The 23,238-nt window shown below is 66.1% G+C and carries 23 protein-coding genes; 10 read left to right on the top strand and 13 right to left on the bottom strand.

The features are described from left to right. Window positions 1-21 precede the first annotated feature (21 nt). Complete coding sequence (locus tag AB4120_RS16840; RefSeq protein WP_149137799.1) at window positions 22-1,395, bottom strand: glutamate decarboxylase; 1,374 nt, start codon at window positions 1,393-1,395, stop codon at window positions 22-24. Window positions 1,396-1,721: 326 nt separating this feature from the next. Here AB4120_RS16840 and AB4120_RS16845 point away from each other — a divergent pair, with 326 nt between their 5' ends. The 3 genes from AB4120_RS16845 to aspT all read left to right on the top strand — a co-directional run bounded on the left by AB4120_RS16845 (window position 1,722) and on the right by aspT (window position 4,796). After that, the gene (locus AB4120_RS16845; protein ID WP_441642604.1) at window positions 1,722-2,219 is read left to right on the top strand and encodes a hypothetical protein; all 498 of its coding nucleotides are present in this window, start codon (window positions 1,722-1,724) and stop codon (window positions 2,217-2,219) included. A gap of 25 nt (window positions 2,220-2,244) precedes the next feature. Then, window positions 2,245-3,015, top strand: a complete 771-nt coding sequence (locus AB4120_RS16850; RefSeq protein WP_187645255.1) for a bestrophin-like domain — start codon at window positions 2,245-2,247, stop codon at window positions 3,013-3,015. Between the two features lie 92 nt (window positions 3,016-3,107). Next, a complete protein-coding gene (aspT, locus tag AB4120_RS16855) occupies window positions 3,108-4,796 on the top strand; it encodes an aspartate-alanine antiporter (RefSeq protein WP_441642605.1) in 1,689 nt (562 codons plus the stop codon). A 10-nt stretch (window positions 4,797-4,806) separates the two neighbouring features. On the opposite strand, the gene AB4120_RS16860 is transcribed toward aspT, so the two are convergent. The 6 genes from AB4120_RS16860 to AB4120_RS16885 all read right to left on the bottom strand — a co-directional run bounded on the left by AB4120_RS16860 (window position 4,807) and on the right by AB4120_RS16885 (window position 12,275). Next, entirely contained in the window at window positions 4,807-5,934 is a 1,128-nt protein-coding gene (locus AB4120_RS16860; RefSeq protein WP_149137802.1) for an NAD(P)/FAD-dependent oxidoreductase, read from the bottom strand. 22 nt (window positions 5,935-5,956) lie between these two features. Next, window positions 5,957-9,643, bottom strand: coding sequence for an autotransporter outer membrane beta-barrel domain-containing protein (locus AB4120_RS16865; protein WP_262389827.1), 3,687 nt, complete (start codon window positions 9,641-9,643; stop codon window positions 5,957-5,959). Between the two features lie 173 nt (window positions 9,644-9,816). After that, entirely contained in the window at window positions 9,817-10,464 is a 648-nt protein-coding gene (locus AB4120_RS16870; RefSeq protein WP_149137804.1) for a LysE family translocator, read from the bottom strand. Between the two features lie 102 nt (window positions 10,465-10,566). Further along, window positions 10,567-11,400: a helix-turn-helix transcriptional regulator gene (locus AB4120_RS16875; protein ID WP_392388536.1), complete on the bottom strand. Its 834-nt coding sequence runs from the start codon at window positions 11,398-11,400 to the stop codon at window positions 10,567-10,569. A gap of 79 nt (window positions 11,401-11,479) precedes the next feature. Then, the gene (locus AB4120_RS16880; RefSeq protein WP_149137805.1) at window positions 11,480-11,770 is read right to left on the bottom strand and encodes a hypothetical protein; all 291 of its coding nucleotides are present in this window, start codon (window positions 11,768-11,770) and stop codon (window positions 11,480-11,482) included. 70 nt (window positions 11,771-11,840) lie between these two features. Further along, window positions 11,841-12,275 carry a MerR family transcriptional regulator gene (locus tag AB4120_RS16885; RefSeq protein WP_149137806.1) on the bottom strand — a complete coding sequence of 145 codons (435 nt, stop codon included), beginning with the start codon at window positions 12,273-12,275 and terminating at the stop codon, window positions 11,841-11,843. Between the two features lie 168 nt (window positions 12,276-12,443). Here AB4120_RS16885 and AB4120_RS16890 point away from each other — a divergent pair, with 168 nt between their 5' ends. Beyond that, window positions 12,444-12,662 (top strand): DUF2188 domain-containing protein, encoded by a 219-nt coding sequence (locus AB4120_RS16890; protein ID WP_149137807.1) that lies wholly within the window; start codon window positions 12,444-12,446, stop codon window positions 12,660-12,662. 64 nt (window positions 12,663-12,726) lie between these two features. Here the strand turns inward: AB4120_RS16890 and AB4120_RS16895 are convergent, their stop codons facing one another. The 4 genes from AB4120_RS16895 to AB4120_RS16910 all read right to left on the bottom strand — a co-directional run bounded on the left by AB4120_RS16895 (window position 12,727) and on the right by AB4120_RS16910 (window position 15,809). Continuing rightward, complete coding sequence (locus tag AB4120_RS16895) at window positions 12,727-12,921, bottom strand: DUF1059 domain-containing protein (protein ID WP_092296395.1); 195 nt, start codon at window positions 12,919-12,921, stop codon at window positions 12,727-12,729. Window positions 12,922-12,983: 62 nt separating this feature from the next. After that, window positions 12,984-13,982: a Bug family tripartite tricarboxylate transporter substrate binding protein gene (locus tag AB4120_RS16900; protein ID WP_149137808.1), complete on the bottom strand. Its 999-nt coding sequence runs from the start codon at window positions 13,980-13,982 to the stop codon at window positions 12,984-12,986. 45 nt (window positions 13,983-14,027) lie between these two features. Beyond that, window positions 14,028-15,002, bottom strand: a complete 975-nt coding sequence (locus tag AB4120_RS16905; RefSeq protein ID WP_262389828.1) for a tripartite tricarboxylate transporter substrate binding protein — start codon at window positions 15,000-15,002, stop codon at window positions 14,028-14,030. 36 nt (window positions 15,003-15,038) lie between these two features. Then, window positions 15,039-15,809 (bottom strand): GntR family transcriptional regulator, encoded by a 771-nt coding sequence (locus AB4120_RS16910; RefSeq protein WP_149137809.1) that lies wholly within the window; start codon window positions 15,807-15,809, stop codon window positions 15,039-15,041. 101 nt (window positions 15,810-15,910) lie between these two features. Between AB4120_RS16910 and AB4120_RS16915 the strand changes: the two genes are divergently transcribed. The 6 genes from AB4120_RS16915 to AB4120_RS16940 all read left to right on the top strand — a co-directional run bounded on the left by AB4120_RS16915 (window position 15,911) and on the right by AB4120_RS16940 (window position 21,898). Beyond that, window positions 15,911-16,768, top strand: coding sequence for an amidohydrolase family protein (locus tag AB4120_RS16915; protein ID WP_149137810.1), 858 nt, complete (start codon window positions 15,911-15,913; stop codon window positions 16,766-16,768). 316 nt (window positions 16,769-17,084) lie between these two features. Further along, window positions 17,085-18,026, top strand: coding sequence for a dihydrodipicolinate synthase family protein (locus tag AB4120_RS16920; RefSeq protein WP_149137811.1), 942 nt, complete (start codon window positions 17,085-17,087; stop codon window positions 18,024-18,026). 116 nt (window positions 18,027-18,142) lie between these two features. After that, a complete protein-coding gene (locus AB4120_RS16925; RefSeq protein ID WP_149137812.1) occupies window positions 18,143-18,787 on the top strand; it encodes a TRAP transporter small permease in 645 nt (214 codons plus the stop codon). A gap of 1 nt (window position 18,788) precedes the next feature. Then, complete coding sequence (locus AB4120_RS16930; protein WP_149137813.1) at window positions 18,789-20,054, top strand: TRAP transporter large permease; 1,266 nt, start codon at window positions 18,789-18,791, stop codon at window positions 20,052-20,054. A 73-nt stretch (window positions 20,055-20,127) separates the two neighbouring features. After that, window positions 20,128-21,129, top strand: coding sequence for a TRAP transporter substrate-binding protein (locus AB4120_RS16935; RefSeq protein ID WP_149137814.1), 1,002 nt, complete (start codon window positions 20,128-20,130; stop codon window positions 21,127-21,129). Between the two features lie 88 nt (window positions 21,130-21,217). Beyond that, window positions 21,218-21,898 carry a GntR family transcriptional regulator gene (locus AB4120_RS16940; protein ID WP_149139264.1) on the top strand — a complete coding sequence of 227 codons (681 nt, stop codon included), beginning with the start codon at window positions 21,218-21,220 and terminating at the stop codon, window positions 21,896-21,898. A gap of 10 nt (window positions 21,899-21,908) precedes the next feature. On the opposite strand, the gene AB4120_RS16945 is transcribed toward AB4120_RS16940, so the two are convergent. Both AB4120_RS16945 and AB4120_RS16950 read right to left on the bottom strand, forming a co-directional pair. Further along, a complete protein-coding gene (locus tag AB4120_RS16945) occupies window positions 21,909-22,031 on the bottom strand; it encodes a hypothetical protein (protein WP_262389829.1) in 123 nt (40 codons plus the stop codon). A 211-nt stretch (window positions 22,032-22,242) separates the two neighbouring features. After that, a complete protein-coding gene (locus AB4120_RS16950; RefSeq protein ID WP_149137816.1) occupies window positions 22,243-23,220 on the bottom strand; it encodes a tripartite tricarboxylate transporter substrate binding protein in 978 nt (325 codons plus the stop codon). Between the last annotated feature and the right edge of the window lie 18 nt (window positions 23,221-23,238).

Genomic DNA, 23,238 nt, shown 5'->3' on the forward strand with positions numbered 1-23,238 from the left:
TAGGCCCCTCCCCTCCTCCCACTAGCACTTGACCTGCGTTGTCTTCTCCTTGGCGTGGAGCATGGGAGGCTTCGCATTGCCGCCATTCTTTTCGAGGTATTGGCAGGCCTTGACGATATCCTGCGCGAGCAACATCGCCACGGTGTGATTGATGTGCGGTCGAATGACAACGCGCAGGCTCGTCACCGACTCCGCATTCGGCGGCATCGTATAGGCGGACAATACCCAGCCGCGCTCCCTTACCTTGTTCGAGACATCGAATTCGTTGAAATTCTTGATCTTCTTGTTCAGGGTAACGGCCACCACCGGAATGCGCTGGCTCTCGTTCATGATGTCGAAATACCCGCTCTCGACCAGAACCTTGCGCAACGCAATCGCGTTGTCCAAGGTGTGCTTCATGATCCGCCGATACCCCTCGAAGCCGAGATGCAGAAAGAGGTAATACTGCACGGCGACCTGGAAGGCGTTACGGCTGAAGTTGAGCGTGGCGGTGGGCATCTCCCCGCCCAGATAATTCACATAGAAGACCAGATCCTCGTTGAAGATCTTGCGCTCGCGGAAAATCACCCAGCCCAGCCCCGGCGGCGTCAACCCATACTTATGGCCCGAGGCATTGATCGATAACACCCGTGGCAGACGAAAATCCCATTTATAATCCGGGTACAGGAACGGGTTCACAAAGCCGCCGGAAGCCCCGTCGATATGCATCGGCACCGAGATGCCTGTGCGCCGCTCGTAGTCGTCCAGCCAGTCGTGAATGGCCTGGATGTCGTCATCTTCCCCGGTGAATGTCTGTCCGGCAATCGCCACCACAGCAATCGTGTTTTCGTCAACGTACTTGTCAAGGTCTTCGGCAGTCAGCCGATAGTTACCCGGTTTGAGCGGTACGATGCGCGGCTCGACATCGAAATAGCGCAGGAATTTCTTCCAGACAATCTGCACGTTTCCGCCTGTCACCATATTGGGTCGCGTGACGTCCTTGCCCTCCGCCTGGCGTTTCTGCCGCCAGTTCCATTTGTGCGCGAGGCCCGCAAGCATGCAGGCCTCGGACGAGCCGACGGTCGCCGTGCCATAGGGCTCCGCACCTTTGGGCCCGTTCCAGAGCTGATGCAGCCAGCGCACCATCCGTTGCTCGTTCGCGAAGACCTGCGGGTACATATCGTGGTCGATATAGTTCTTGAAGATGTTCCGCGCAGCCACCTCTCTCGCCTCCGGCTCCGCCCACGTCGTCACGAAGGACGACATATTCAGCATCGGATTCGCATCGGTCCATTCTTCACTGATGACCAGCGCGGCTGCCGCGCGCGCTGACATGCCCTCCTTCGGAAACTGATCATCAGACACCTTGTAGTTGAATTCATCGTAGGCGGTAACCTTGTCTGAAATGACGGCCATTATTCACCTCGCTTAGCGCTTAACCCGACGGACAAAGCGTCCTTTGGGAATCTTTTTGTCCAGCGCCACGCGCTCGCGACAGTCGCTTACGCCCTCGGCCCACTGGGTAATGTCCACGCTAGGTGATGTCGTACTGAAATGCTTGTTGCAGATCAACAAATGGAGGGCAGCGCGGCTCGCCTTTGTGCGCCCGATACCCGACAAGCTGACGATTGAGTAATTCCGGCACGCTTCACGCGAACAGATTGATATAGCGCAATGGCGGATCGAGATAATCGCCTTTTCTTATGTGTGGGGGGGGAGTCTTACGCACCTGGCGAGGCCTTATGAATATCGAGCGCAGGAAGGTCAGCACTGTCCTGACTGTCATCGCCGTACTGATCCTCGTAGCTGCGCTGCCGTCGGCCGTGCGCGACACGTTCGAGACCGGGAGAATCTATCTCTTCTCCCACCAGTTCCTTGAGGAGCTGCCGCAACGCTTCACGGGCCCAGGCCGGATGCGTTTTGTCTTGCAACCGCTGATTGCCGTACTGCTCGGCGTGCGCGCCGGGTGGCACGACGCTCACGCGGGGCGCCTGCCCTATATCTATGCGCTGGTCACCGATGCCGGGCATCGCAAGGATCTGCTGCGCAGCGGACTGTCCGCCGTACGCGACTTGCTGGCCATGGGCATTACGCTGGATGCGCTGGCGCAACTGCTTATCTATGGTGTGGTGCATCCCGGTGCGGCGGCCGTGCTCGGGCCAGTATTGATCTGCCTCCCGTACGCCGTGGCACGCGCCGTGGCCACTCGGGTGGTCAATCTATTTCCGCGCGCGCGCTGAGATGCTCCATTTATCGGAGAAGACCATGGAACTGGTCATCAAGGATTACCCGCTACTGGTATTCCTGATCACACTCATCACGTTATGGTTAGCCGAATGGCTCGGCTCCCGCCTGCTGTTTCCGGGGCGCGACGCAGGAGAACGATCTGAAGCGAGCGACGGCGTCATCCAGGGTTCCGTGCTGACACTGCTGGCCTTGCTGATCGGCTTCAGCTTCGCCATGGCAGTGAATCGCTACGATTTGCGCAAGAACTACGAGGAAGCGGAAGCCAACGCCATCGGCACGGAATTCCTTCGGGCGGGATTTCTACCCGGTGACGAGGCAGAAAAGACCCGGAACCTGCTCAGGCTGTATCTGGACCAGCGTTTGCGCTTCTATACGATTCGTGACCCCTCGCAACTCCAGCACGCTGATGCCGAGACGTCGGCATTGCAGACGCAGCTCTGGACCATCGTGCAGCGGAACGCCATCGCCGAGCCAAATGTGGTCCGCGCGCTGGTGGCGGCGGGAATGAACGATGTACTGAACAGCGAAGGCTACACGCAGGCAGCGTGGTGGAACCGCATTCCGAGTGCCGCGTGGTTATTCATGCTGCTGGTTGCGATCTGCAGCAATGTACTCATTGGATACGCAGTCAGGAAGTCGCGCTCGGAGCGAAGGATGTTGTTCGTGCTGCCGCTGGTTGTCGCGGCGTCGTTCATGCTGATCGCGGACATCGATAGCCCGCGGGGCGGACTGATCCGGGTGGACCCGCACAACCTCCTCCGGCTCGCCAAATCCCTTCAAATCCAATAAGCGTCGATGGGGATCGGCGCACAGTCCCGCGTGGTTCTGGACGAAGACATGGAATCCACGCCGTATCCCTTGCTGAACAACGGAGTATCACCATGTCCTGGCTCGCATCGACGTTAAAAGCGTATCCGGAGATCGCCATCTTCCTCGCGCTGTGCATTGGCTACTGGGTGGGTGGCAAGAGCTTCAAGGGCTTCAGCCTTGGCGCGGTCACCGCCACCCTGCTCGTGTCCATCGCCATCGGCACGCTCGGCGTCACCATCTCGCCCAACGTCAAGGCCGTCTTCTTCCTGATGTTCCTCTTTGCGGTGGGGTATAGCGTCGGCCCGCAATTCGTGCGCGGCATCGCCCGGGACGGCGTGCCCCAGGTCATCTTTGCGGCCGTGTCATGCCTGCTCTCCCTGGCTGCAGTGACCGGGGCGGCGGTCATGGCCCACTACAGCCTGGGCTCGGCGGCCGGATTGTTCGCGGGATCGCAGACCATCTCCGCCTCGATGGGCCTGGCCACCGATGCCATCAACCGCCTCGGCCTGCCGCCGGACGAGACCCGCGAACTGCTGGAGAGCATGCCCATCGCCTACGCGGTCACCTATATCTTTGGCACGGTGGGGTCAGCCCTGATCCTCGCGCAGCTCGGGCCAAAGCTGCTGGGAATCGATCTTGTTGCCGCGTGCAAGGACTACGAGCGGGAGCTTGGCGCAGGAGAAGCCGCCGAAGCGGGAACGGAATGGCATGACTTCGAGATCCGCGCTTATCGCGTTGGGGCGGACAGTCCGTTCATCGGCCGGACGGTCGCGGACCTGGAAGCCCACACCCCGGAGGGCCATCGCGCCTTCATCGAGCGCATTCGGCGCGATGGCGGGATCATCGAACCGGGGATGGACACAAAGCTGGCGCCCGGCGATATCGTCGCAATCGGCGGCAAGCGCGACCAGCTGATCGAGCGGTTGGGGCCGATGTCTCTGGAGGTCGAGGATGCCGAACTCCTCAATGTGCAGACCGAGGGCGTCGACATCTATGTCACCAACAAGGCGGTGGATGGCCGCACGCTCCGCGAACTGGCCCGCTGGCCGGGAGCGCGTGGGGTGTTTCTCAAGCACATCAAGCGGGGGCCGACCGAAACCGGCATTCCGCTATTGCCGAAGACCAAGCTTTACCGTGGTGACGTGATCACGGTGGTGGGCCGAACCCAGGACATCAACGCTGCGGCCCGGCAACTGGGCTATATCGACCGCCCGACCAAAGTGACGGATGTGGCCTCCATGTCACTGGCCATTCTGATCGGCGCGCTGGTGGGAGCGGCTGTGCTGAGGCTGGGCAGCATCCCACTGACGATCTCTACCGCAGGCGGCACCCTCATCGCTGGACTGATGTTCGGGTGGATCCGGGCGATACGCCCCACGTTCGGCCAGATTCCCGAGCCCACGATCTGGTTCATGAGTTCGGTCGGCCTGAACGTCTTCATCGCCGTGGTGGGCATCTCCGCCGGCCCGGGCTTCATCGCGGGCTTGCAGAAGCTTGGCGTCAGCCTGCTGCTCTGGGGCATTTTCGCCACCACTGTGCCGTTGCTCGTCAGCATGTTCCTGGCCAAGTACGTCTTCCGCTTTCACCCGGCCATCCTGCTGGGGGCTTGCGCCGGTGCTCGGGCCACCACGGCAGCACTGGGCATGATCTGCGAAGTGGCGCAGAGTCAGGTTCCGGGGCTCGGCTATACGGTGTGCTATGCCGTCGGCAACACGCTCCTCACGATCTCGGGGATGGTCATCATCATGATCCTGTCCTGAATTGGCATCGTCAGGGCGCAAGCGCTGCGTTGATCTCACCAAGCAGCGCCATACCCCCCAATCGACCCAATTCGTCCGAACACTTCGCGCTCTTGCCGTAGCAGCCGAATGCAATGGCCACGCGCGCCGAAAGCGGCCCGATGCAAGGCAAGCCAGTCTTGCCGAAGGTGGTCATGCAGGGCACGACGCGGCGTTCTTCAACATGCAGGCCGGGAATGCGGTCAAGGATCTGCTGCTCCAGCGCGTCCGCCACGGCATTCGAGCCGCCGGAGCGGAACCAGTCCTTGATATCCGCCTCGCTTTCGAGGGGAATATCCACCGGATCTCCGCCGAGCTTTAGCCAGGTTTGACCGTCCGGATAGCGGATGGGCGGCAGAATATAAGGATCCGCGCCCTTGGGTCCGAAACAGCGCATCGATGGCATGCCGGCGAGGCGTTGAACCTCCGCGACACCCAGCCGAAACATGGCCGCCGTCCGCGCATAGACGACGAAACCCAGTGATCGGCCGAGCAGTGATTGGCTATGCCCGCCAGCCGCAACGAGGACGCGTTCGACCTCCACATCGCCCGATCTCGTCCGGATCGTCACACCGGTGTCGCTTTCCGAGATGCCAAGCGCAGGTTCGGCGATAATCCGCGCCCCGGCGCGCTCCGCGGCAATGGTCTGCGCCCGGACCAGGCGGCGCGGGCTGATATAGCCGGCATGCTGCGGCTCGAAGTAGCCCTGCGTTCCAGCCGGAAATCCCAGGTACGGGAATCGCTTCGCGAGGCCGGCGTTGTCGTAGGCTTCAACGAGAATGCCGGCTTCCGCCGCGATGCCGCCGATGGAAGACAGCTCCGGGCGCTCGCCCGGACCCACGTGCAGCACGCCGGCCTCTCGGTAGAACTCCACCCCACTTTCGGCAAGAATCTCCCCGTAGCGCGTAATCGCGGCGCGGTTCAGGTCCCGCCAAAACGGGGTGGAATCGAAACGCCGCGTGATGCGGCCTTCATCGTAGTGGCTGCCAAAGACGCCACCATGGCCGGCATAGTCGGCCGGCTCATCGGGCCCAATCAACGCTACCTGATGTCCCATCTTGGACAAATGCCGCGCCGCCGCCGCGCCGATCATTCCACGTCCGATTACCGCGAGTCTCATCCCTTACTTACCCTGACAACAGCTACCACGTGTACTTCACCCCCGCGCGCACCACATATTGGTAGAAGCTCTGCGCGCCCCACGCGCCCGACACATTGGTCCAGCCGGTCCAGCGCTTGCGAAAGTCCACATTGACGCCGACCTTCACTTCGTACCGATTATCCGGGTACATGCTTCCCACGGGAAGCTGATTGAACGAAACGTTGCTGCCCACGCTGGTATGCCACCAGTTGAGGGTCAGGTACGGCTGCCATTTGCGCGCGTCGTCGCGCACGTAGGTGCGATGCAGCCGCGCCCCGAGCCGCGTGATCCAGCCGTGCGAATCCGCCCCACTCACGCGCGTGCCATTCGGCTCCGTGATGTCGTCCTCGCTGTAGCCGACGTAGATCAACTGACCTTGCGGCTCGATGACCCAATCGTGGCGCAGCGGCATGGCATAACCGCCCTCCGCCGATACAGCGAAACCCTGCGCATGGTAGCGGACCACCGGCAGCAGGTCGCCTTCCACGCGATTGGTGAACCAGCCGTACTGGAACCATGTGTCCACGTAAGCGCCGAGCTTGTGTTCATCATTCTGGTACCAGGTGCCATAGGCGCCCACGCTCCATCCTTCTACCCGCCCCTTGGCGCGGAAGGCGTTGCCCTGCGCTTCCGCGTCCGTCCAGGCGTTGCCGTAGCTGCCCATCAGGCCGAGGTGGGCGCGCGCGGCTTCGCCGAAGACCTTCCACTTGGCCAGTTCGGCGCCGCCCTGGAGCAGGAAGGCGTCCGTGCTGGTCTTGAACACACCATTGCTGCTGTGGCTGCCCTCCCACTTGCCTACCGCACGCAGCCAACCGGAGCGCGGCTTGTCGTTCTCGCGGTCGAAATCCTGCCCTTCTACATACTGCGGCTCGCCCAGCCGGTCATGCAGGCTATGGACGAACATCTGCCCGGCCAGGCGCTGGTTGGCCAGATAGGCCGCCACCTCGGGGCGATAGAGCGCGCCGGCCGGCGTTGGGGGCGGGGTCGGGCCTGGGTCCTGCTCGGACCGCAGATACCAGACGTTTGCGGCGCTGCCATCCGGCGCGCCCTGGAACAGCCGGTATTCGTAGGCGCCGGCCACGGCGCGGCCATCCAGCGCAAAGGCGCCGGGCGCACTGTCGCTCGCCGCCGGACTCAGGATTTCCACGAGTGGAATCCCGCTGGCGACCGTCAGCGCGCCCTGCCCGCCGACGTTGTTGACCCGAATCCGCGTGGCGCCGCCGGAGCCGGTCGCCGTGGCATCCGCAACGAGCATGTCGGCACGCGAAGCGGGCCCGCCCTCATTGAGCACGGCATTGAGCTTCAGCGTCCCGCCATTGGAGACATAGCGTCCCCCGCCGTACTGCCCCGCCGTCTGGCCGCCGCCGATCACCAAGACGTTGCCGACCGCCGCACCGCCCCCTGTCAAATCGATGGTTCCACTGTTGGTGAACGTCTGCACGCCAAGGATCTGTCCCTGCACCGCGCCGCCGGCCACCGGCGTGTTGGCCGTCTGGCCCAGTGGCAGGTAGGCGCCGGCCGGGTTGAATGTGACGATGGCGTCGGCCGGTTGCCGCGTGCCGCCTGCCCCTGACACCGGCTGCGCGGCCAGCGCAAGCGTGCCGGTGTTGTCGACCGTGTTGTTCGGGCCCGTGCCGAGGTTGGCGATTGCCACGTTCCAGCTGTCCCGCGAGCCGCTTCCCGTGCTATCCGCGAAGCTGCGCAGGGTCCACGTGCCGCCATTGTTGAGGGTGACGTCAGACGTTGCCGCCGAGACAACGCCCGTCATCGTGCCGGTATTGTCGAGCCGGAACGATCCCGCCGAGCCGTTGCTGTCGGCGCGCACGGCCTGGTCGCTCAGGGCCTCGATGGAAGAGGCGTTGCGCACGGCCTGCGTGAGCCCGGCGGTGGCGATGCCCGCGCTCGTGCCCCACCCCGCCCGAACCGGCTGGAGATTCTGCAAGTCAACTGCGCCGCCCACCGTGGTGATCTCCATGCCCGATGCGTTGTTCCCGACGGTGGAGATCGCACCATCATTGACGACGGACATCGCCGCCGCGCCGCTGCCCCGCGCCAGGATGCCCTGCGCGTCGATGGCCCCGAGCGTCTGGATCGCGCCCCGGTTGACGATGGTCTGCGTCCCCGTTCCCGAGAGCGTGGTGATACCGCGCTGGGCGTTGCCGCGCGCCGTCAGTGTCCCGGCGTTCTGCACGGTGACGCGCCCCAGCCCCGTGCCGCCGTTGTAGCCGCTGCCGGCCACGATGGCCGCGCCGCTGCCGTTCACGTCGATGCTGCCGCTCAGGAAGTTGATGTCGACGTCGCCGCCCAGGCTGGTCCCCTGGAGGCCGAACGACCCGCCGCCGGAGCCCTCGCCACCGCCATTGTCCGAGTGCGTGATGATGGTGCCCTGCGCCGTGATGCCTACCGTGTTGGTCGCCGCGCCGGTGGTGGCGTAGATGCCGTTGGCATTACCGTTGAAGGTCTCGAGGCGGGCACCGGTGTAGGTCACCTGCGTATTGCCGCTGACGGAATGTGCGCGAATGGCGGCCGAGCCATCGCCGTAGGTGGTGATCTTGCCGGAATAGTTGACGGTGACGTCGCCGGCTTCCGCGCCAACGGTAATGCCAAAGGCGCGCCCCGTGGCGGCGTTGCCGAGCACCGTGATGTCACCGGTGCCCGTGACGGTGGCCTTCCCGCCAGCACGGGCGATCATATAGATGCCGCGCGAGCCATCGGTATTCCCAGTAGCGCCGACCGTGATCGGCGCCCGGTTGTCGACCGACAACGAACCGGATGTGTTCAGTCCCGAGGTGACATAGATACCATGCCCCCACTCTCCCGTGGCCAGAATGGCGCCCTCGTTGACCACCGCCACGTCGCCGCCCTGCGTGCTGGCGCGGATACCGAAGCCGTTCAGCCCGTCGGTGGTAATGGCGCCACCGTTGCGGATGCTTGTCGCACCCCTGCCGGCATCGGTCATGATGCCGAACGCATTGGTGGCGGTGGCCCGGATCGTGGCGTTGCTGTCGATGGTGATGGTGCCGCTGCCGGGGCTGTAGGCGCGCACGCCGGCGTGATTGGCGGGGCCCGCTTCCAGGCCAGGGTCCGACGGATCCTCGATTGCCGTGGTGTTGTCGATGATGAAGGTCACGCCGCTGCCAACCGTCGCCGAGACCGCGCCCGCGCTGGTCGCCGTGGTCTTCAGGGACATGCCATGGCCGCCGACCGTCGAGATGGTCCCGCTGCCTTGATGGAGGATGGTGGCGCTGCCACCGCCGCTGGCGGTGATGTCGAGGCCGTCGTGCTCGTTGCCGGTGACCCGATTCGTCACATTGAGCGTCGTGCCGGGTGTCACGGTAATCGTCGAGCTGCCCGGACTCACGTTGACCACGCCCACCCCGTCGAGGCCGGCGCCCTGCATCGTGATCGACGTAATACCGCCGTCGAAGATCGCAGCGGCATTGCCGGCTGTCGCCGTGCCGGTGACCTGGGCCGTCACGCCATTCGCGGCGGTCGCCGGCTGGTTGGTGATGGTGGTGCCCGCCACGGTTGCCGTGGCATTGGCTGCGGACGCGGTGGCCCGGATACTGGCCCCGGTCGACGTATTGAAGGTGGTGCCCGTCAAGGTACCGATGTTAGCCGCCGTGCCCGCCGCCGGTTGGCAGAACACGCCAGCCGAGAACGTCCCGCTGATACTCGTACTGCACATGGATGTCTGCGCTTGCAGTGCCGTGGGGAACAATGCTGCGGCGCCCAATGCGATCCGTGTCCTCACACAACGTCCCGGCCGCCCCATAGAGTCTCCCGTGCCATAGTCTGACGTGGTCGAAACAGTATGGAGTGCTAAATCTGACGGAGAAGTGAAACTTTTGGCAGAGTGAGTTAAAACGGTTGCCCCACGCCGATTGCCCGCCGGCCTACGGCTACGAGCACCGCCGCCCCGAACACGAACAGCATGCCGCCCGTCGCGCGCTCCAGCTTCGGCAGCACCCGGGCGAAGCGCCGCAGCACGCGTGGGTGGCCAATGCACACCGCGACCAGCAGATCCCACCCCAGCACCGCGCCAAACATCCACACGCCGTACGCCACCTTCCACGACGTGCTGGCGTGCGGCCCGCTCAGCATGGCGGCCAGGCTGGCGTAGAACAAGGCGTTCTTGGGGTTGAGGATGCCGAACAGGAAGCCGCTTGCCACCGCCTGCGCGATCCCGGTCGCCGCTCCGCCACCCGCGCTCGCCGCGCCCAGCGGGGTGGCCCCGGCGAACCGCACGAACTGCCAGCCGAGATAGAGCAGGTACAGGCCGCCAGCCAGTTGCGTCAGCGCGAACAGCGCGCTGTCGGCCCGCATGGCGGACACTCCCGCGAACGCCCCGGCGATGAACACGCCGTTGGCCAGCGCAATGCCAAGGCACGCCCCGGCGGCGCGCCGCCAGCCGGCGGCCAGCGACGTGCGGGCGATCAGGAAGAAGTCGGGGCCGGGCGACAGCAGCGCCAGAAAATGGGCCGTGGCGACGATGAGGAACATGTGCATGACGCAAACTCGCTGAGGAAACCGGCGGAGTCTGCCGCCCTGCGCGGGCCGCGTCTTGAAGGAAATTGCAGGATCTGGGGGATCAGGCGGGACGCGTTGCAATCAGGCCCGATACCGGGCCGGCGTCACGGCGGCGTGCGCCTTGAACACACGCTGGAAGTGGCTCTGATCCGCGAAGCCAAGCCGGTAGGCCACATCGGCAATCGCTTCTCCAGCCCGCAGCCGCTCGCGGGCCATATTGACGCGCTGGTTGATCTGCCACGCGTGCGGCGTCATGCCGGTGGCCCGGCGAAAGGCGCGGATCAACTGGTAGCGGCTCAGACCGGCCAGCCCCGCCAGTTCCGCGAGCTGGTGGCCCTCCACAGGCGAGCTGGCCAGCGCGGCGAACACGGTGGCCAGCCGCTGTCGCCAGACGGCTGCGCCGGGCGGGGCCGTGTCGATGGCTTGCCCGGGCAGGCGCAGGGTGTCGCCAACAAAGAGAATCAGTGCGGCTTCCTTCTCGGGAACGCTGGCGGCGGAAAAAAGCAGCGCATTGAGCCGGCAGAACGCCTGATAGTGCGCCGGCCGCTGCGTCACCCGAACCCCCATGCCACGGGCATCCGCTCCCTCCTCCGCGCAGATCGCCGCGACCCAGCCAGGATCAAGGTGGAGCATCTGGTAGCTCCAGGCGCTGTCCGGCGCCGGGTTGCAGGCGTGGACATGGCCCGGCGGCACAATCACCAGCGTCCCGGCGTGCAGCGCCACCGGCGCGGGGCCGGCGCCCGTGAAAACGCTGGCGCCGCCATCCGCGGCGCCAATCGACCAGGTCGGATGGCTATGCTGCCGATAAGCCGCACGGCTCTGGCACGCCCGGCGGCTCTCGGCGCAGGGCATGGCGGGATCGCGCCAGAATTCGGTCTTGTCATCGGGCCGCATCCGCCCAGCTTCGCCAGTCATGGGCGCGATTCTACCTGCGCCGCAGGCTGGGCCGCTGTCCTTAAGCGCGACGATCCACCTCCGCCGTGCGCCATATTAGTCACTTCGACTGCAGGATCACCGTGCCTTCGGCGATCGTCGGGGCGCCCACCGAGATGCCGGTGGCGTGCTCCGCGATCCAGGTCTTGGCGATCTTGACGCTTTCGTCCGTGCCCGCCTCGTCGGTGCAGGTGGTCACCGAGAAGCCGCCGGCGTCTCCGCGCACCAGCGTGTAGCTGACCAGCCCCTGAACCTCCCGCATCAATGGTTCGATCTCGTCCTTGTGTTGTGCCAGCAGGTCGAATAGCTCGCTGGCGCCGCTTCCGGAATACGTTCTGACGACGGTGTGCATGATGGGTCCTCCATTGCTTGGGCCCCGGCTTTTCGCGCAGTGCGCAAAGTTAAGCTGCAACGGAATCAGTCTAGATGCCAGTGGGCCCGGGTGGCGGAGGTAAGCGTCTGACGTTGGACAAGGTCTCGATCAAGGGGCAGCACGTCGCACTGCCATTGGCGTGGCATTGCGCGATGAGGATCTTCAGCTCGTCGCGCAGGCGTAGCAGGTCCTTCAGGCGATCTTCCACAAGCCCAAGCTTGTGTTCGGCCAGCGCGCGCGCCGTGCCGCACATGTCGCCATCGTCCTGGCGCAACAGCACGCGGACTTCGTCCAGCGTGAAGCCGAACGATTGCGCCCGGCGAATAAAATGAAGCCGTTGCAGGCTCTCGTCCGAATACTGCCGAACGGCGCCAAAGGCGCGCTCCGGCACCGGCAGAAGCCCGCACCGGTGGTAGTAACGCACCGTCTCCACGCCAACCCCTGCTGCCTTGGCGAGCTTCCCGATTGTCATGGTGTGATGCATCGCGCTTGACTCCGTACCTTGGTACGCATCTAGGCTAGCGATAAATTTCTCGAAAGAAAATGGCGGGGAATACGGGGTTGCGGAGTTACGGAGTTGCGGAGTTGCGGGATTGCGCTGGGCTGCGTAGCGGTCCGGAAAAAACAAGAACATCCTGGAAAGGGAAGCGATATGCAATCGCGCATCATTCGCGTTCTGCCCGCCGAGTCTGGCTGGTCATTGCAGTTCGATGGCCTCGATTTCAAGCCCCAGCGATTCACGACCATGGAAGCGGCCATTGCCGCCGGCTGGGACATGGCCCGGCGCGAGAACGCCGAGTTGCACATCCATCGTCAGGATGGGGATGTGCACCTGCGCAGGGCCTGGTACGACCCCTATCAGGATCGCTAGCCGCGCGCCGGAAGTGCGGGATCAGCCGCTGGCCGGTCCCGCCTCTCGCTGACAACGCCGACGCTCAGGCCGGCGGGGCACCCTCCTTGAACAAGGACTTCAGCTGCGTGCGCAGCTCAGGGGAATCCTGATGCTGATGCACCGCCACCGCATGCTGGACCGCAGCCTCGAGCAGTTCGTCTTCATTGTCGGCGCTAAGCGCCACAGTGCAGTTTTTCTCGCTCGGATAGTCGCGGCAATCGATGTACTTGCGTCCCATATCGCCTCCTGACACCGGCCTGGGGCCGGTGCCTTGAAGTATAGATAGGGCGGGCGCAACGCCTAGTCCGGCTTGATGCCCGCGCGCGCCACAATCGGCTTCCAGCGTTGCTGCTCGGCCGCGATGAAGCGGGCGAATTCCTCGGGCGTGCTGCCCGCCACCAGCGCCGCGTCCGCGCTGAGCCGCTCCACCGAGGTGGGACTCTTCACCGCCTTGATCGTGGCCTCCGCCAGCTTGGCCACCGCCGGCTGCGGCAGCGAGGCCGGCGCCAGCAGCCCGTACCACTGCGTCATTTCGAAGCCCGGATAGCCCTGCTCCGCCACCGTCGGCACGTCCGGCAGTTGCGGAATGCGCTGCGCCGTGCCCGTGGCGATACAGCGCACCTTGCCCGTCTTGATGAACTGGATGATGGCCGGCGCGCCCACCGCCGCCGCGTCCAGCCGCCCGGACAGCAGGTCGGTGATCTGTGGGCCGCTGCCGCGATACGGCACGTGGGTAATGAAGGTGCCGGTGGTCGCCTTCAGGTACTCGAAGGCCAGGTGGCCGGCACTGCCATTGCCCGCCGAGCCGTAGTTCAGCTTGCCGGGCTTGCTCTTGGCCAGCGCCACGAATTCCTTGAGGTTCTTCGCTGGCAGGTCCGGGTGCACCACGTACAGGCTGGGCACCTTCGACAGCAGCGAAATCGGCCGGAAGTCCTTGTTTGGGTCGTACGGCAGCTTGGAGAAGATGTACGGATTGACCGCCAGCGTGCCGATATGGCCGAGGATCAAGGTGTGGTTGTCGTCGGCCCGCGCCACCTCACCCATGGCGATATTGCCCGCCCCGCCCGGCTTGTTTTCAACGAATACCGATACGCCGAGCAGCTTGGTCAGCTCCGCCGCCGTGGAGCGCGCCACGATCTCGGAACTGCCGCCCGGCGCGAACGGCACCACCAGCCGGATGGGTTTGGACGGCCAGGCCTGCGCGCGGGCCAGCGTGGGCGCCAGCGCGCCGGCGCCCAGCGCGGCCATCAGCCCGAGCAGGTGCCGGCGATCGGCGTCAAAGAGGGAATCTTTGGACATGGGGGTCTCCTTCGTTTTTGGTGTGCTAAGACTTCGTGCCGGCGCCTATTCCGGCTTGACGTTGCCGTCCTTGATGACCTTGGCCCAGAGCCGTGTCTGGGTGTCGATATAGCGCGCCGCCTCGGCCGGCGGGGCGGCCACCACCTCGCCGCCCAGTTCGGCCACGCGCTGGCGGATCTCCGGGCTGGTCATGACCTTCTGGAGCGCGTCCGAGAGCCGCGCCACCACGGCTTCCGGCGTGGCGGCGGGCAGGAAGGCGGCATTCCATTCATAGACCTCGTAGCCCGCCACGCCGGCTTCCTGCATGGTCGGCACGTTGGGCAGCGCGGACGTGCGCGTATGGCTGGTCACCGCCAGCGGCCGCAGCTTGCCAGCCTTGATGTGCTGGAGGCTCGAAGCCACGTTGGCGAAGAACAGCGGCACCTGCCCGGCAATGACATCGGTCATCGCCGGACCGCCGCCCTTGTATGGCACGTGGAGCAGGTCCACGCTGGCGCGCTGCTCGAACAGCACGCCGGACAGGTGCTGCGCCGAGCCGTTGCCCGACGAGGCAAACGCCACCGTGCCCGGCTTCTGCTTCGCCAGCGCCAGCACGTCCTTGACGTTCGTCGCCGGGAAGGCGGGATTGGCGACCAGCACGTTGGGGTAGCGCGCCAGCACGCCCACCGCCCGGAACGCCTTGGCGGGGTCGTAGGGCAGGCGCGGATAGAGGCTCGGGTTCACCGCGTAGGAGGACGCGTCCACCATCAGCGTGTAGCCATCGGGCGCGGCCTTGGCCACGTACGACGCGCCGATCTGCCCACCCGCCCCGGGGCGGTTTTCCACGATCACCGTCTGGCCGAGTTCCCGGCCCAGCCCCGGCGCGATCAGCCGCGCCATCAGGTCGGCGCCGCCGCCGGGCGGATAGGTGACGACGATGGTCAGCGGGCGCGTGGGCCATGGCTGGGCAGCGTCGGCGGCGTGCAGCAGGGCCGGCTGCAAGGCGAGGCAAGCCAGACTGAGAGGGATCAGGGAACGCATGGGTGTCTCCGTTGAATCAGTTTTTTGGGGGCGAGGTCAGCGGATCTCTGCCGTGTAGCGGAAGGCGTAGGCATCGCCCCGGGTCAGCCGGTATTCGACGCACTGGCCCTGGATATCGAACGCCTGGCGCGTGACCAGGGCGCAGGGGTGGGCGGGCGGCAGCGCGAGCAGTTCGGCCTCCTCGGCATCAAGCAGCCGGAAGGTCACCTCGTCCATCGCCCGGTGCACGGTGATGCCGCAGCGCTGGCTCAACAGCGGATAGAGCAGCTCGCCCCACTCGGCCACCGGGGTGTCCTGCAACGCCGCGCAGCGCGGCAGCGGCAGCCAGATCGATTCGAGCAGGCGCGGGGTGTCCGCCACCCAGCGCCGGCGCGAGATAGCCAGGCCCCGCGCGCCGGCCTCCAGCCCGAAGCGGCCGGCCATGGCCTTGTCCAGCCGCACGCTGCGGCAGGCCAGGATTTCCGAGTGCGGCACCGCCGTGGGCGCCGCATCGGCGTCCGCCTCCGAGCGGAAGCGGAAAAAGCGCATCATGCTGGCCCCGCTTCCCCCTGTCAGGCCGGTGCGCACGAAGGTGCCCTTGCCCTGCACCCGCTCCAGCAGTCCCTGCTGCACCAGCACGGCAATCGCCTGCCGGATCGTGCCGAGCGCAATGCCGAATTCGACTGCCAGCGCACTTTCGGCCGGAATGGCGGTGCCCGGCGACCATTCGCCCGTGACGATCTTCTGCTGCAATTGCGCGGCAATCTGCCCGTAGCGGCTCATGCCTGCCGAGGCGGCCGCCGGTTGGCGCGTGGCATTGTCTGGCATCTGGTGTCCGTGTTAGATTCCACTCCTATAGAGGACTAGAGTACCCGGACCAGGCCAGCCCGCCATATCGGGGCTAACCCGCACAGAGGAGAATCGTGCCGATGACGACAAGCCAGACGCTGGTGGATTGCCACTTTCATGTCTTCGATGCCGGCGTGGCCGTGGCCTCGGCGCGCTATCGGCCGCCCTATGCCGCGCCGCTGGCGGACTGGCTGTCCATGGCCGGCGCGCTGGGCGACCCGGCCGTGGACCCGGCGGTGGACCCGGTGGACCCCTACGGCGTGGTGGTCCAGACCAGCTTCCTTGGCACCGACAACTCGGCCATGCTGGCCGCGCTGGGCCGCATGCCGGGGCGGCTGCGCGGCGTGGCCGTGGTCGATCCCGCCGTGGACGACGCCGAACTCGCCACGCTGGATGCCGCCGGTGTCCGGGGCATCCGCCTGAACCTGTATGGCGATGCCGGCTGGCGCCGCATTGACACCGCGCCGTGGCGCGCGCTGTTCCAGCGCGTGGCGGCGCTGGACTGGCACGTCGAACTCCATACCAACAACGGCGATGGCGCGATGGTGCTGGCCGCGCTCGACATCGCGATGGGCGAAACATCAGCCCCCATCGTGCTCGATCACTTCGGCCGCCCCGGCCCGCTCGGCGTGAATGACCCGGTCTTCGACACGGCTCGCACCATCGCCGCGCGGCGCCCGCTCTGGATCAAGATCAGCGCGCCCTACCGGCTGGCCAGCCCCGAACAATGGCCGACACTGGCCGCGCATTGGGCTGAAGTCGCCGGACCAGACCGCCTGCTGTGGGGCAGCGACTGGCCGTGGACCAACCACGAAGCCCCGGCGCGCGCCGACGAGTGCCGCGCGGTGATGGCCTGGCTCGCGCAGCGGCCGGATCTGGCGGAAGGCTTGCGCTGGCGCAATGCCGCCGCGCTCTACGGCTTCGCGCTGGTGGGCTGACCCAATCTGCTTCTAGCGCGCGTGGCCGCGAGCACCGCCTGACGCGCTGACGCGGCGCGTCCGTGCCGGTGCACCAGCCCCGCCGGCGGTGCACGGCATGCCCTGCGCCGGGGCGAACCCGTTCGCCCCCCCCTCCCCCCTTTCCGTCCGTTTTTCCCTCCTCATTCCCCCAATCCCAGTCCCCAGGCCGGCTTCCGGGTGTGCCGGCTATCAGGGTATTCACTGGCATTGCTCTTGCTAGACCAATGCTGGAAGATATCCTAAATATATTAAGCAGATATTTGCGAGCCCCATCCGTCCCAACCGAGGAGTCCCTGTGACCAATTCGACCAATTCGAGCACCCCCAACAATCCCCGCTGGACCGGCATCTTCCCGGCCATCACCACCAAGTTCCACGCCGACGAGCGGATCGACGCAGAGGGCACCAGCCGTCACATCGAGTTCCAGATCCGCAATGGCATCCACGGCCTGGTGACCTGCGGTTCGCTGGGCGAGGCCAGCACGCTCTCGCTCGAGGAGAAGCTCGAGGTGGCGCGCATCGCGGTGGAAGCCGCCGATGGCCGCATCCCGGTGCTGGCCAACGTCTCCGAGACCAGCACGCGCGAGGCGCTGCGCTACATCGACGGCGCGAACAAGCTCGGCGTGGCCGGCTTCATGGTGATGCCCTCGGTGATCTACGTGGCCGATGCCCGCGAAGCGATGCAGAACGTGCGCGTCATGGCGGAAGCCGCCCAGAAGCCGGTGATGGTCTACAACAACCCGGTCGCCTACCGGGTGGACCTCAAGCCCGAGCACATGGTGGAGCTGGCGGACTGCAAGTGGGTGGCGGCGATCAAGGAAAGCACGGGCGATATCCGCCGCGTGACCGACCTGCGCAACACCCTGGGCGACCGCTACCAGATCTTCATGGGCGTGGACGACCTGGCCTACGAAGGGCTGGCGCTGGGCTGCGACGGCCTGCTGGCCGGCGTGGGCTGCGCCTTCCCGCGCGAGACCGTGGCGCTGTTCGACCTGATGAAAGCCGGCAACTTTGCCGAGGCACTCAAGCTGTACCAGTGGATGACCCCGATGCTCCACCTCGATGTCTCGAACAAGCTGGTGCAGAACCTCAAGCTGATCGACACCCTGGTCGGCGTGGGCTCCGAGTTCATGCGCCGCCCGCGCCTGCCGCTGGTGGGCGAGGAGCGCGCCTTCGTCGAGCGCGTGGTGCGCCAGGCGCTGGAGACGCGCCCGGCGAAGTACCAGTCGGTGGTGTGAGGCCGATCCTGTGAGGCTTGCCTGCGGCGGTTCCGTGCCGCCGCAGGCATCCAACTTGCACTAGTCGTCGCGTCCGCCATCGTCACGACCGCCCTTCGTCCTGGAGTCTGCCTGCCATGCCTGACCTTTCCTCCCTCACCGCGGCCGAAGCGCCCGCCGCGGCCACCGTTGCGCGACCGGTGCGCTGGGTGCTGCGCGCCTCGGACGCCGTGCTCGCCGTGGAGCGCTACGTGCTCGGCGGCCTGATGACGCTGCTGGTGCTGCTGATCCTGCTCAACGTGGTCACGCGCTATGCGGGGCTGCCGCTGTACTGGGTGGACGAGGCGTCGGTCTACGCCGTGGTGTGGCTGACTTTCGTCGGCGCCTCGGTCATGACGCGCCTGCGGCTCGATTTCGCCGTGGGGCTGCTCACCGAGCACCTGCCGCCGAAGGCCGCCCGCGCCGCCAAGGCCATCTCCACCGGCGGCGTGCTGGTGTTCGGGCTGGCGCTGCTGGCGATGTGCTGGATCTGGATGGACCCGGTGGGCATCGCGCGCTACGGCTTCGACGCCCGCGAGTACGCGGCCGAATCGTTCAACTTCCTCTACACCGAGCACACCCAGACGCTGGAATGGCCGGTCTGGGTGCTCCAGCTGATCATGCCGCTGTTCTCCTGCACCCTGAGCCTGCACGCGCTGGCCAACCTGCTCGAAGACCTCGACCTCGCCCCGCGCCGCACCTTCCCCGAGTTCCAGGTGGGCAATTCCGAGACGGTGAACTGACATGCCGACAACCTTCTTCTTCTGCGGTGTGATGCTGGTTGGCGTGCCGATCGGCATCTGCCTGTGCCTGGCCGGGCTGGCGTTCATCTTCAGCACCGGCGCCACCGTGCTGCTGCAATCGTTCCCCTCGCAGATGTTCGCGGGCGTGGACAGCTACGGCCTGATCGCCATCCCCCTGTTCATCCTGATCGGCGAGATCATGAACAGCGGCGGCATCACGCGCCGGCTGGTAGACCTGTCGATGGCCTTCGTCGGCTCGATCAAGGGCGGCCTGGCCTACGTCAACATCCTGGCCAACATGCTGGTGTCGTCGATCATCGGCTCGGCCACGGCCCAGGTGGCGATCATGTCGCAGGTGATGGTGCCCGAGATGGAGAAACAGGGCTACGACAAGACCTTCGCGGCCGGGCTGACTGTCTACGGCGGCATGTTGGGGCCGATCATCCCGCCTTCGGTGATGTTCGTGGTCTACAGCGTACTGGCCCAGGTGGCCGTGGGCGACATGCTGATCGCCGGCATCCTGCCCGGGCTGCTGCTGACGGTGCTGTTCTTCATCATCATCGCCATCATGGGGGTCTTCTACAACTACCCCCGCAGCGCGCGCAAGACGCTGCGCGAGCGCGCCACCACCGTGGTCCAGGCCAGCCCGACGCTGCTGATTCCGGTGGTGATCGTCGGCTCCATCCTCGCCGGCGTGGCCAACCCCACCGAAGCCGCCGCCGTGGGCGCGCTGGCGGCGGCGCTGGTCGGCCGCTACGTGACCAGGGAGTTCGACCTGCGCACCATGCCGGCCATCCTGCTGCGCTCGGCCATCTATTCGGCCATCGTGCTGTTCCTGGTGGCGGCTGCCGCCGTGTTCTCGTGGCTGCTGATCTATGGCAAGGTCCCGCAGATGGTGGCGGCCTGGATCCAGACCATCGCCCACAGCCCGATCGAATTCCTGCTGCTGGCCAACGTGATCCTGCTGATCATCGGCACCGTGATCGACGGTATTCCGGGCCTGATCATGACGGTGCCGATCCTGCTGCCGATTGCCACCGAGGTCTACCACATCGACCCGCGCCACTTTGGGGTGGTCATCGTCATCAACCTCGTGCTCGGGCTGATGTCGCCGCCAGTGGGGCTGAGCTTCTTCGTGGCCTCCGCCGTCACCGGCGCCAAGCCGGGGAAGATGTTCATGGTCACGCTGCCCTTTTTCCTGATCAGCTGCGTGGCCCTGGTGCTGCTCTCGCTGTTCCCGAGCCTGTCCATCGGCCTGCTGGACTAGCCGACCGATCCAACCCGATCCCTTGCCGTCCCATCCGCCTCGCCGTTACCCATCGATTCGCACAGGAGCCGCCATGACCCTCATCACCCGCCGCCGTTTCCTCAAGACTACCGCGCTGGCCACCGTTGCCGCGCCCATGGTCATCACCTCCACCACCCGCGCCGCCACCACCAAGGAATTCCGCCTGGGCCTGATCACGCCCGCCGGCCATTCGTGGAACCGGGCCGCCGTGGCCTTCGGCGAGTCGCTCAAGAAGGAGACCGACGGCCGCCTGACCGTGACCGTGTTCCACTCGGGCCAGCTCGGCAATGAGTCCGCGATGATGCAGCAGCTCCAGTCCGGCGCGCTCGACATGGGCTGGATCCAGGCGGCCGAACTGGGCTCGCGGGTGTCCAGCGTGGCCGCCATCAACGCGCCCTACCTGGTGCGCTCCACCAGCAGCGTGGCCAAGCTGGTGCGCACGCCGGCGGCCCTGAAGCTGCTGGACGCCCTGCCGCGCGAGACCGGCTCCATCGGCCTGGGCTGGGGCATCACCGGCATGCGGGTGGTGTTCGCCACGCGCGACATCAATTCGCCGGACGACCTCAAGGGCATGAAGCTGCGCATCAACCCCACGCCGGTCTACCGCGACTTCTATTCGATGCTGGGCGCCGCGCCGACGCCGATCCCCACCCCGGCCGTGTTCGACGCCATGACCAACGGCCAGGTGGACGGGCTGGAGGCCGATATCGAACTGTCCTGGAACCAGCGCTACGACAAGATTTCCAAGTCCCTGCTGCCGATGAACGCCCTGTTCATGCCGTTCGCGCCGCTGGTCTCGGGCCGGATCTGGCAAGGGCTGGACGCGAAGGACAAGGACCTCGTGCGTGCGCTGGTCACGCAGTCCCTGACCGCGCAGATCAACGACATCGTCACCACGGAGGCGGGGCTGATCGAGAAGCTCAAGCAGTCGTCGGTCCACTTCAAGAGCGTGGCCAACTACGACCCGCAGCCGGCGATCCAGAAGTTCGACGCCCTGTGGGTGGCCAAGGCCCCGGCGATTCCCGAGCTCCGCAAGATCGGCGCCACGCTGTAAGCGCTCCAAGCGTTCCAGGCGCTCTGAGCCCCCCGGCGGCGGTCACGGCATAATGTCGACCGCCGCCCCCGCTGCCAACCTGTTCGAGATGCCGACACCTTCCAAAAACCAGAGCGCCGAGACTGACAATCGTGAAAAGCGCCGCGCCGCCGACGTGGCCTACGACCGCATCGAGACGCTGATCTCCAAGCTTGAGATCGCCCCCGGCAGCCCCGTGGTGGAGGCCGAGCTGGCCGAACTCACCGGGCTGGGCCGTACGCCCGTGCGGGAGGCGCTGGTGCGCATGGTGTCGATGGGGCTGGTGCTCCAGCAGCCCCGGCGCGGGCTGATTGTCTCGACCATCGACGTCATGGACCATCTGGACGTGCTGGCCACGCGCCGCGTGCTGGAGCGGCTGATTGCCGCCAACGCCGCACGCCGCGCCACCGACGCCCAGCGCAAGGCGCTGATCGCCTGCGCCCAGAAGATGGTCAAGGCCGCCCAGCGCGGCAACCTCGACGAATACATGGCCGCCGACCAGGCGCTGGACCACGTGAACCACGCGGCCTGCCGCAACCGCTCGGCGGTCAAGGCGGTGATCCCGCTGATCGTGCAGTGCCGGCGCTTCTGGTACGCCTACCAGCACGAAGGCGAAATTGCCGAGGGCGCCCAGGCCCATCTGGTCATGGCACAGGCCATCGCCAGCGGCAACGAAGCCGAAGCCGCCAACGGCGCGGAGCGGCTGATGGACTACCTGGAACGCTTCGCGCGCCGCGTCGTCAACGCCTGATCCCTCCTTGTTACATCAGCTGCCAGCCGCCGCCGGTGGCCACCAGCTGCTGCGTCAGCTCCATCGTGCCGCTGCCGCGCACCACGCGAGCCAGGCGCCGGTGACCTTGTTCACGCGGACGTGGCCGTAGCAAAGATCCGGCTCGGCAGTGTCCGTGCCCTTCGCAGCCGTCTTGGGATGGGCCTTGACGAAGCCGCGCCCCTTTCTCCAGCGCGGCGCGGAAGTTGGCTTTGTTGGGGGCGTCCGGGGCGCTGCAGCCGGCGAGAAGTGGGTGGCGACCAAGTGGATGCGGCAGCGGCGCTTCGTACCCGCTGCCGAGGCCGAGGCCACCGAGCGCCAGGCACTTACTCCACCCGAATCCCGCGCGCCTTGACCAGCGCCTGCCAGCGCGTCGATTCGGTGTGCAGGAAGGCCTTGAACGCCTGCGGCGTGTTGCCCACCGGATCGAGCCCGGCCTGCTGGAGCTTGGCGCGCACCGCCGGGTCGGCCACTGCCTTCTGCACAGCGCTCGCGATGGCCTGCACACGGTCCGGCGGCGTGCCCTTGGGCACGAAGACGCCGTTCCACTCCAGCACCTCGTAGTTCGGCATGCCGCTCTCGGCCAGCGTCGGCGTATCGGGCAGCGCCTTGAGGCGCGTCTTCGACGTCACCGCCAGCGCACGCAGCTTGCCGCCGGTCACGTACTGGAGCGTGGAGGCGGTGTTGCCGAAGTAGGACGCCACCTGCCCGCCCATCACATCGGTCAGCGCCGGCGCGCCGCCCTTGTAGGGCACGTGAAGCAATTCGATCTTGCCCTGCTCGTTGAACATCTCGGCGGCCAGATGGGAGCCGGTGCCGGCGCCAGCAGAGGCGTAGGTCAGCTTGCCAGGCGCCTTCCTGGCGGCGGCGATGAATTCGGCCACGGTCTTGTAGGGCGCGTTGGTGGCCACCACCAGGATCTGCGGCGCCGTGGCGACCAGCGAGATCGGGATGAAATCGGCCGATGGGTCGAACGGCAGCTTGCGCAGCGCGCCGTTCACGGCGAAGGCAGAGGCGTCGTAGAGCACCGTATAGCCATCCGCCGGGGCCTTGGCCACCGCATCCGCGCCGATCACGCCGCCGGCGCCCGGCTTGTTGTCGATCACCACGGTCTGGCCGAGGAGTTCGCCCACCTTCTGGGCGACCACCCGCGCGGTGTTGTCCGCGCCGCCGCCGGCCGAGTACGGCACCACCATGCGGATGGGCTTGTCCGGGAAGGCGAAAGCGGCCAGCGGCACGGCCGCAGCCAGGGTCGCAGTCAGGCTCGCCACGGCCTTGCCGAGGCGTTGCAGGGTCTTGCTCATGGTTGTCTCCGAAAGATT

The sequence above is a fragment of the Cupriavidus sp. 2KB_3 genome (assembly GCF_052115685.1).
Classification (GTDB): Bacteria; Pseudomonadota; Gammaproteobacteria; order Burkholderiales; family Burkholderiaceae; genus Cupriavidus; species Cupriavidus campinensis.

Bases quoted from the DNA above. Each gene is read 5' to 3' on its own strand.
- AB4120_RS16840 (WP_149137799.1), bottom strand. From the start codon at position 1,395: ATGGCCGTCATTTCAGACAAGGTTACCGCCTACGATGAATTCAACTAC.
- AB4120_RS16845 (WP_441642604.1), top strand. From the start codon at position 1,722: ATGAATATCGAGCGCAGGAAGGTCAGCACTGTCCTGACTGTCATCGCC.
- AB4120_RS16850 (WP_187645255.1), top strand. From the start codon at position 2,245: ATGGAACTGGTCATCAAGGATTACCCGCTACTGGTATTCCTGATCACA.
- aspT (WP_441642605.1), top strand. From the start codon at position 3,108: ATGTCCTGGCTCGCATCGACGTTAAAAGCGTATCCGGAGATCGCCATC.
- AB4120_RS16860 (WP_149137802.1), bottom strand. From the start codon at position 5,934: ATGAGACTCGCGGTAATCGGACGTGGAATGATCGGCGCGGCGGCGGCG.
- AB4120_RS16865 (WP_262389827.1), bottom strand. From the start codon at position 9,643: ATGTGCAGTACGAGTATCAGCGGGACGTTCTCGGCTGGCGTGTTCTGC.
- AB4120_RS16870 (WP_149137804.1), bottom strand. From the start codon at position 10,464: ATGCACATGTTCCTCATCGTCGCCACGGCCCATTTTCTGGCGCTGCTG.
- AB4120_RS16875 (WP_392388536.1), bottom strand. From the start codon at position 11,400: ATGACTGGCGAAGCTGGGCGGATGCGGCCCGATGACAAGACCGAATTC.
- AB4120_RS16880 (WP_149137805.1), bottom strand. From the start codon at position 11,770: ATGCACACCGTCGTCAGAACGTATTCCGGAAGCGGCGCCAGCGAGCTA.
- AB4120_RS16885 (WP_149137806.1), bottom strand. From the start codon at position 12,275: ATGCATCACACCATGACAATCGGGAAGCTCGCCAAGGCAGCAGGGGTT.
- AB4120_RS16890 (WP_149137807.1), top strand. From the start codon at position 12,444: ATGCAATCGCGCATCATTCGCGTTCTGCCCGCCGAGTCTGGCTGGTCA.
- AB4120_RS16895 (WP_092296395.1), bottom strand. From the start codon at position 12,921: ATGGGACGCAAGTACATCGATTGCCGCGACTATCCGAGCGAGAAAAAC.
- AB4120_RS16900 (WP_149137808.1), bottom strand. From the start codon at position 13,982: ATGTCCAAAGATTCCCTCTTTGACGCCGATCGCCGGCACCTGCTCGGG.
- AB4120_RS16905 (WP_262389828.1), bottom strand. From the start codon at position 15,002: ATGCGTTCCCTGATCCCTCTCAGTCTGGCTTGCCTCGCCTTGCAGCCG.
- AB4120_RS16910 (WP_149137809.1), bottom strand. From the start codon at position 15,809: ATGCCAGACAATGCCACGCGCCAACCGGCGGCCGCCTCGGCAGGCATG.
- AB4120_RS16915 (WP_149137810.1), top strand. From the start codon at position 15,911: ATGACGACAAGCCAGACGCTGGTGGATTGCCACTTTCATGTCTTCGAT.
- AB4120_RS16925 (WP_149137812.1), top strand. From the start codon at position 18,143: ATGCCTGACCTTTCCTCCCTCACCGCGGCCGAAGCGCCCGCCGCGGCC.
- AB4120_RS16930 (WP_149137813.1), top strand. From the start codon at position 18,789: ATGCCGACAACCTTCTTCTTCTGCGGTGTGATGCTGGTTGGCGTGCCG.
- AB4120_RS16935 (WP_149137814.1), top strand. From the start codon at position 20,128: ATGACCCTCATCACCCGCCGCCGTTTCCTCAAGACTACCGCGCTGGCC.
- AB4120_RS16940 (WP_149139264.1), top strand. From the start codon at position 21,218: ATGCCGACACCTTCCAAAAACCAGAGCGCCGAGACTGACAATCGTGAA.
- AB4120_RS16950 (WP_149137816.1), bottom strand. From the start codon at position 23,220: ATGAGCAAGACCCTGCAACGCCTCGGCAAGGCCGTGGCGAGCCTGACT.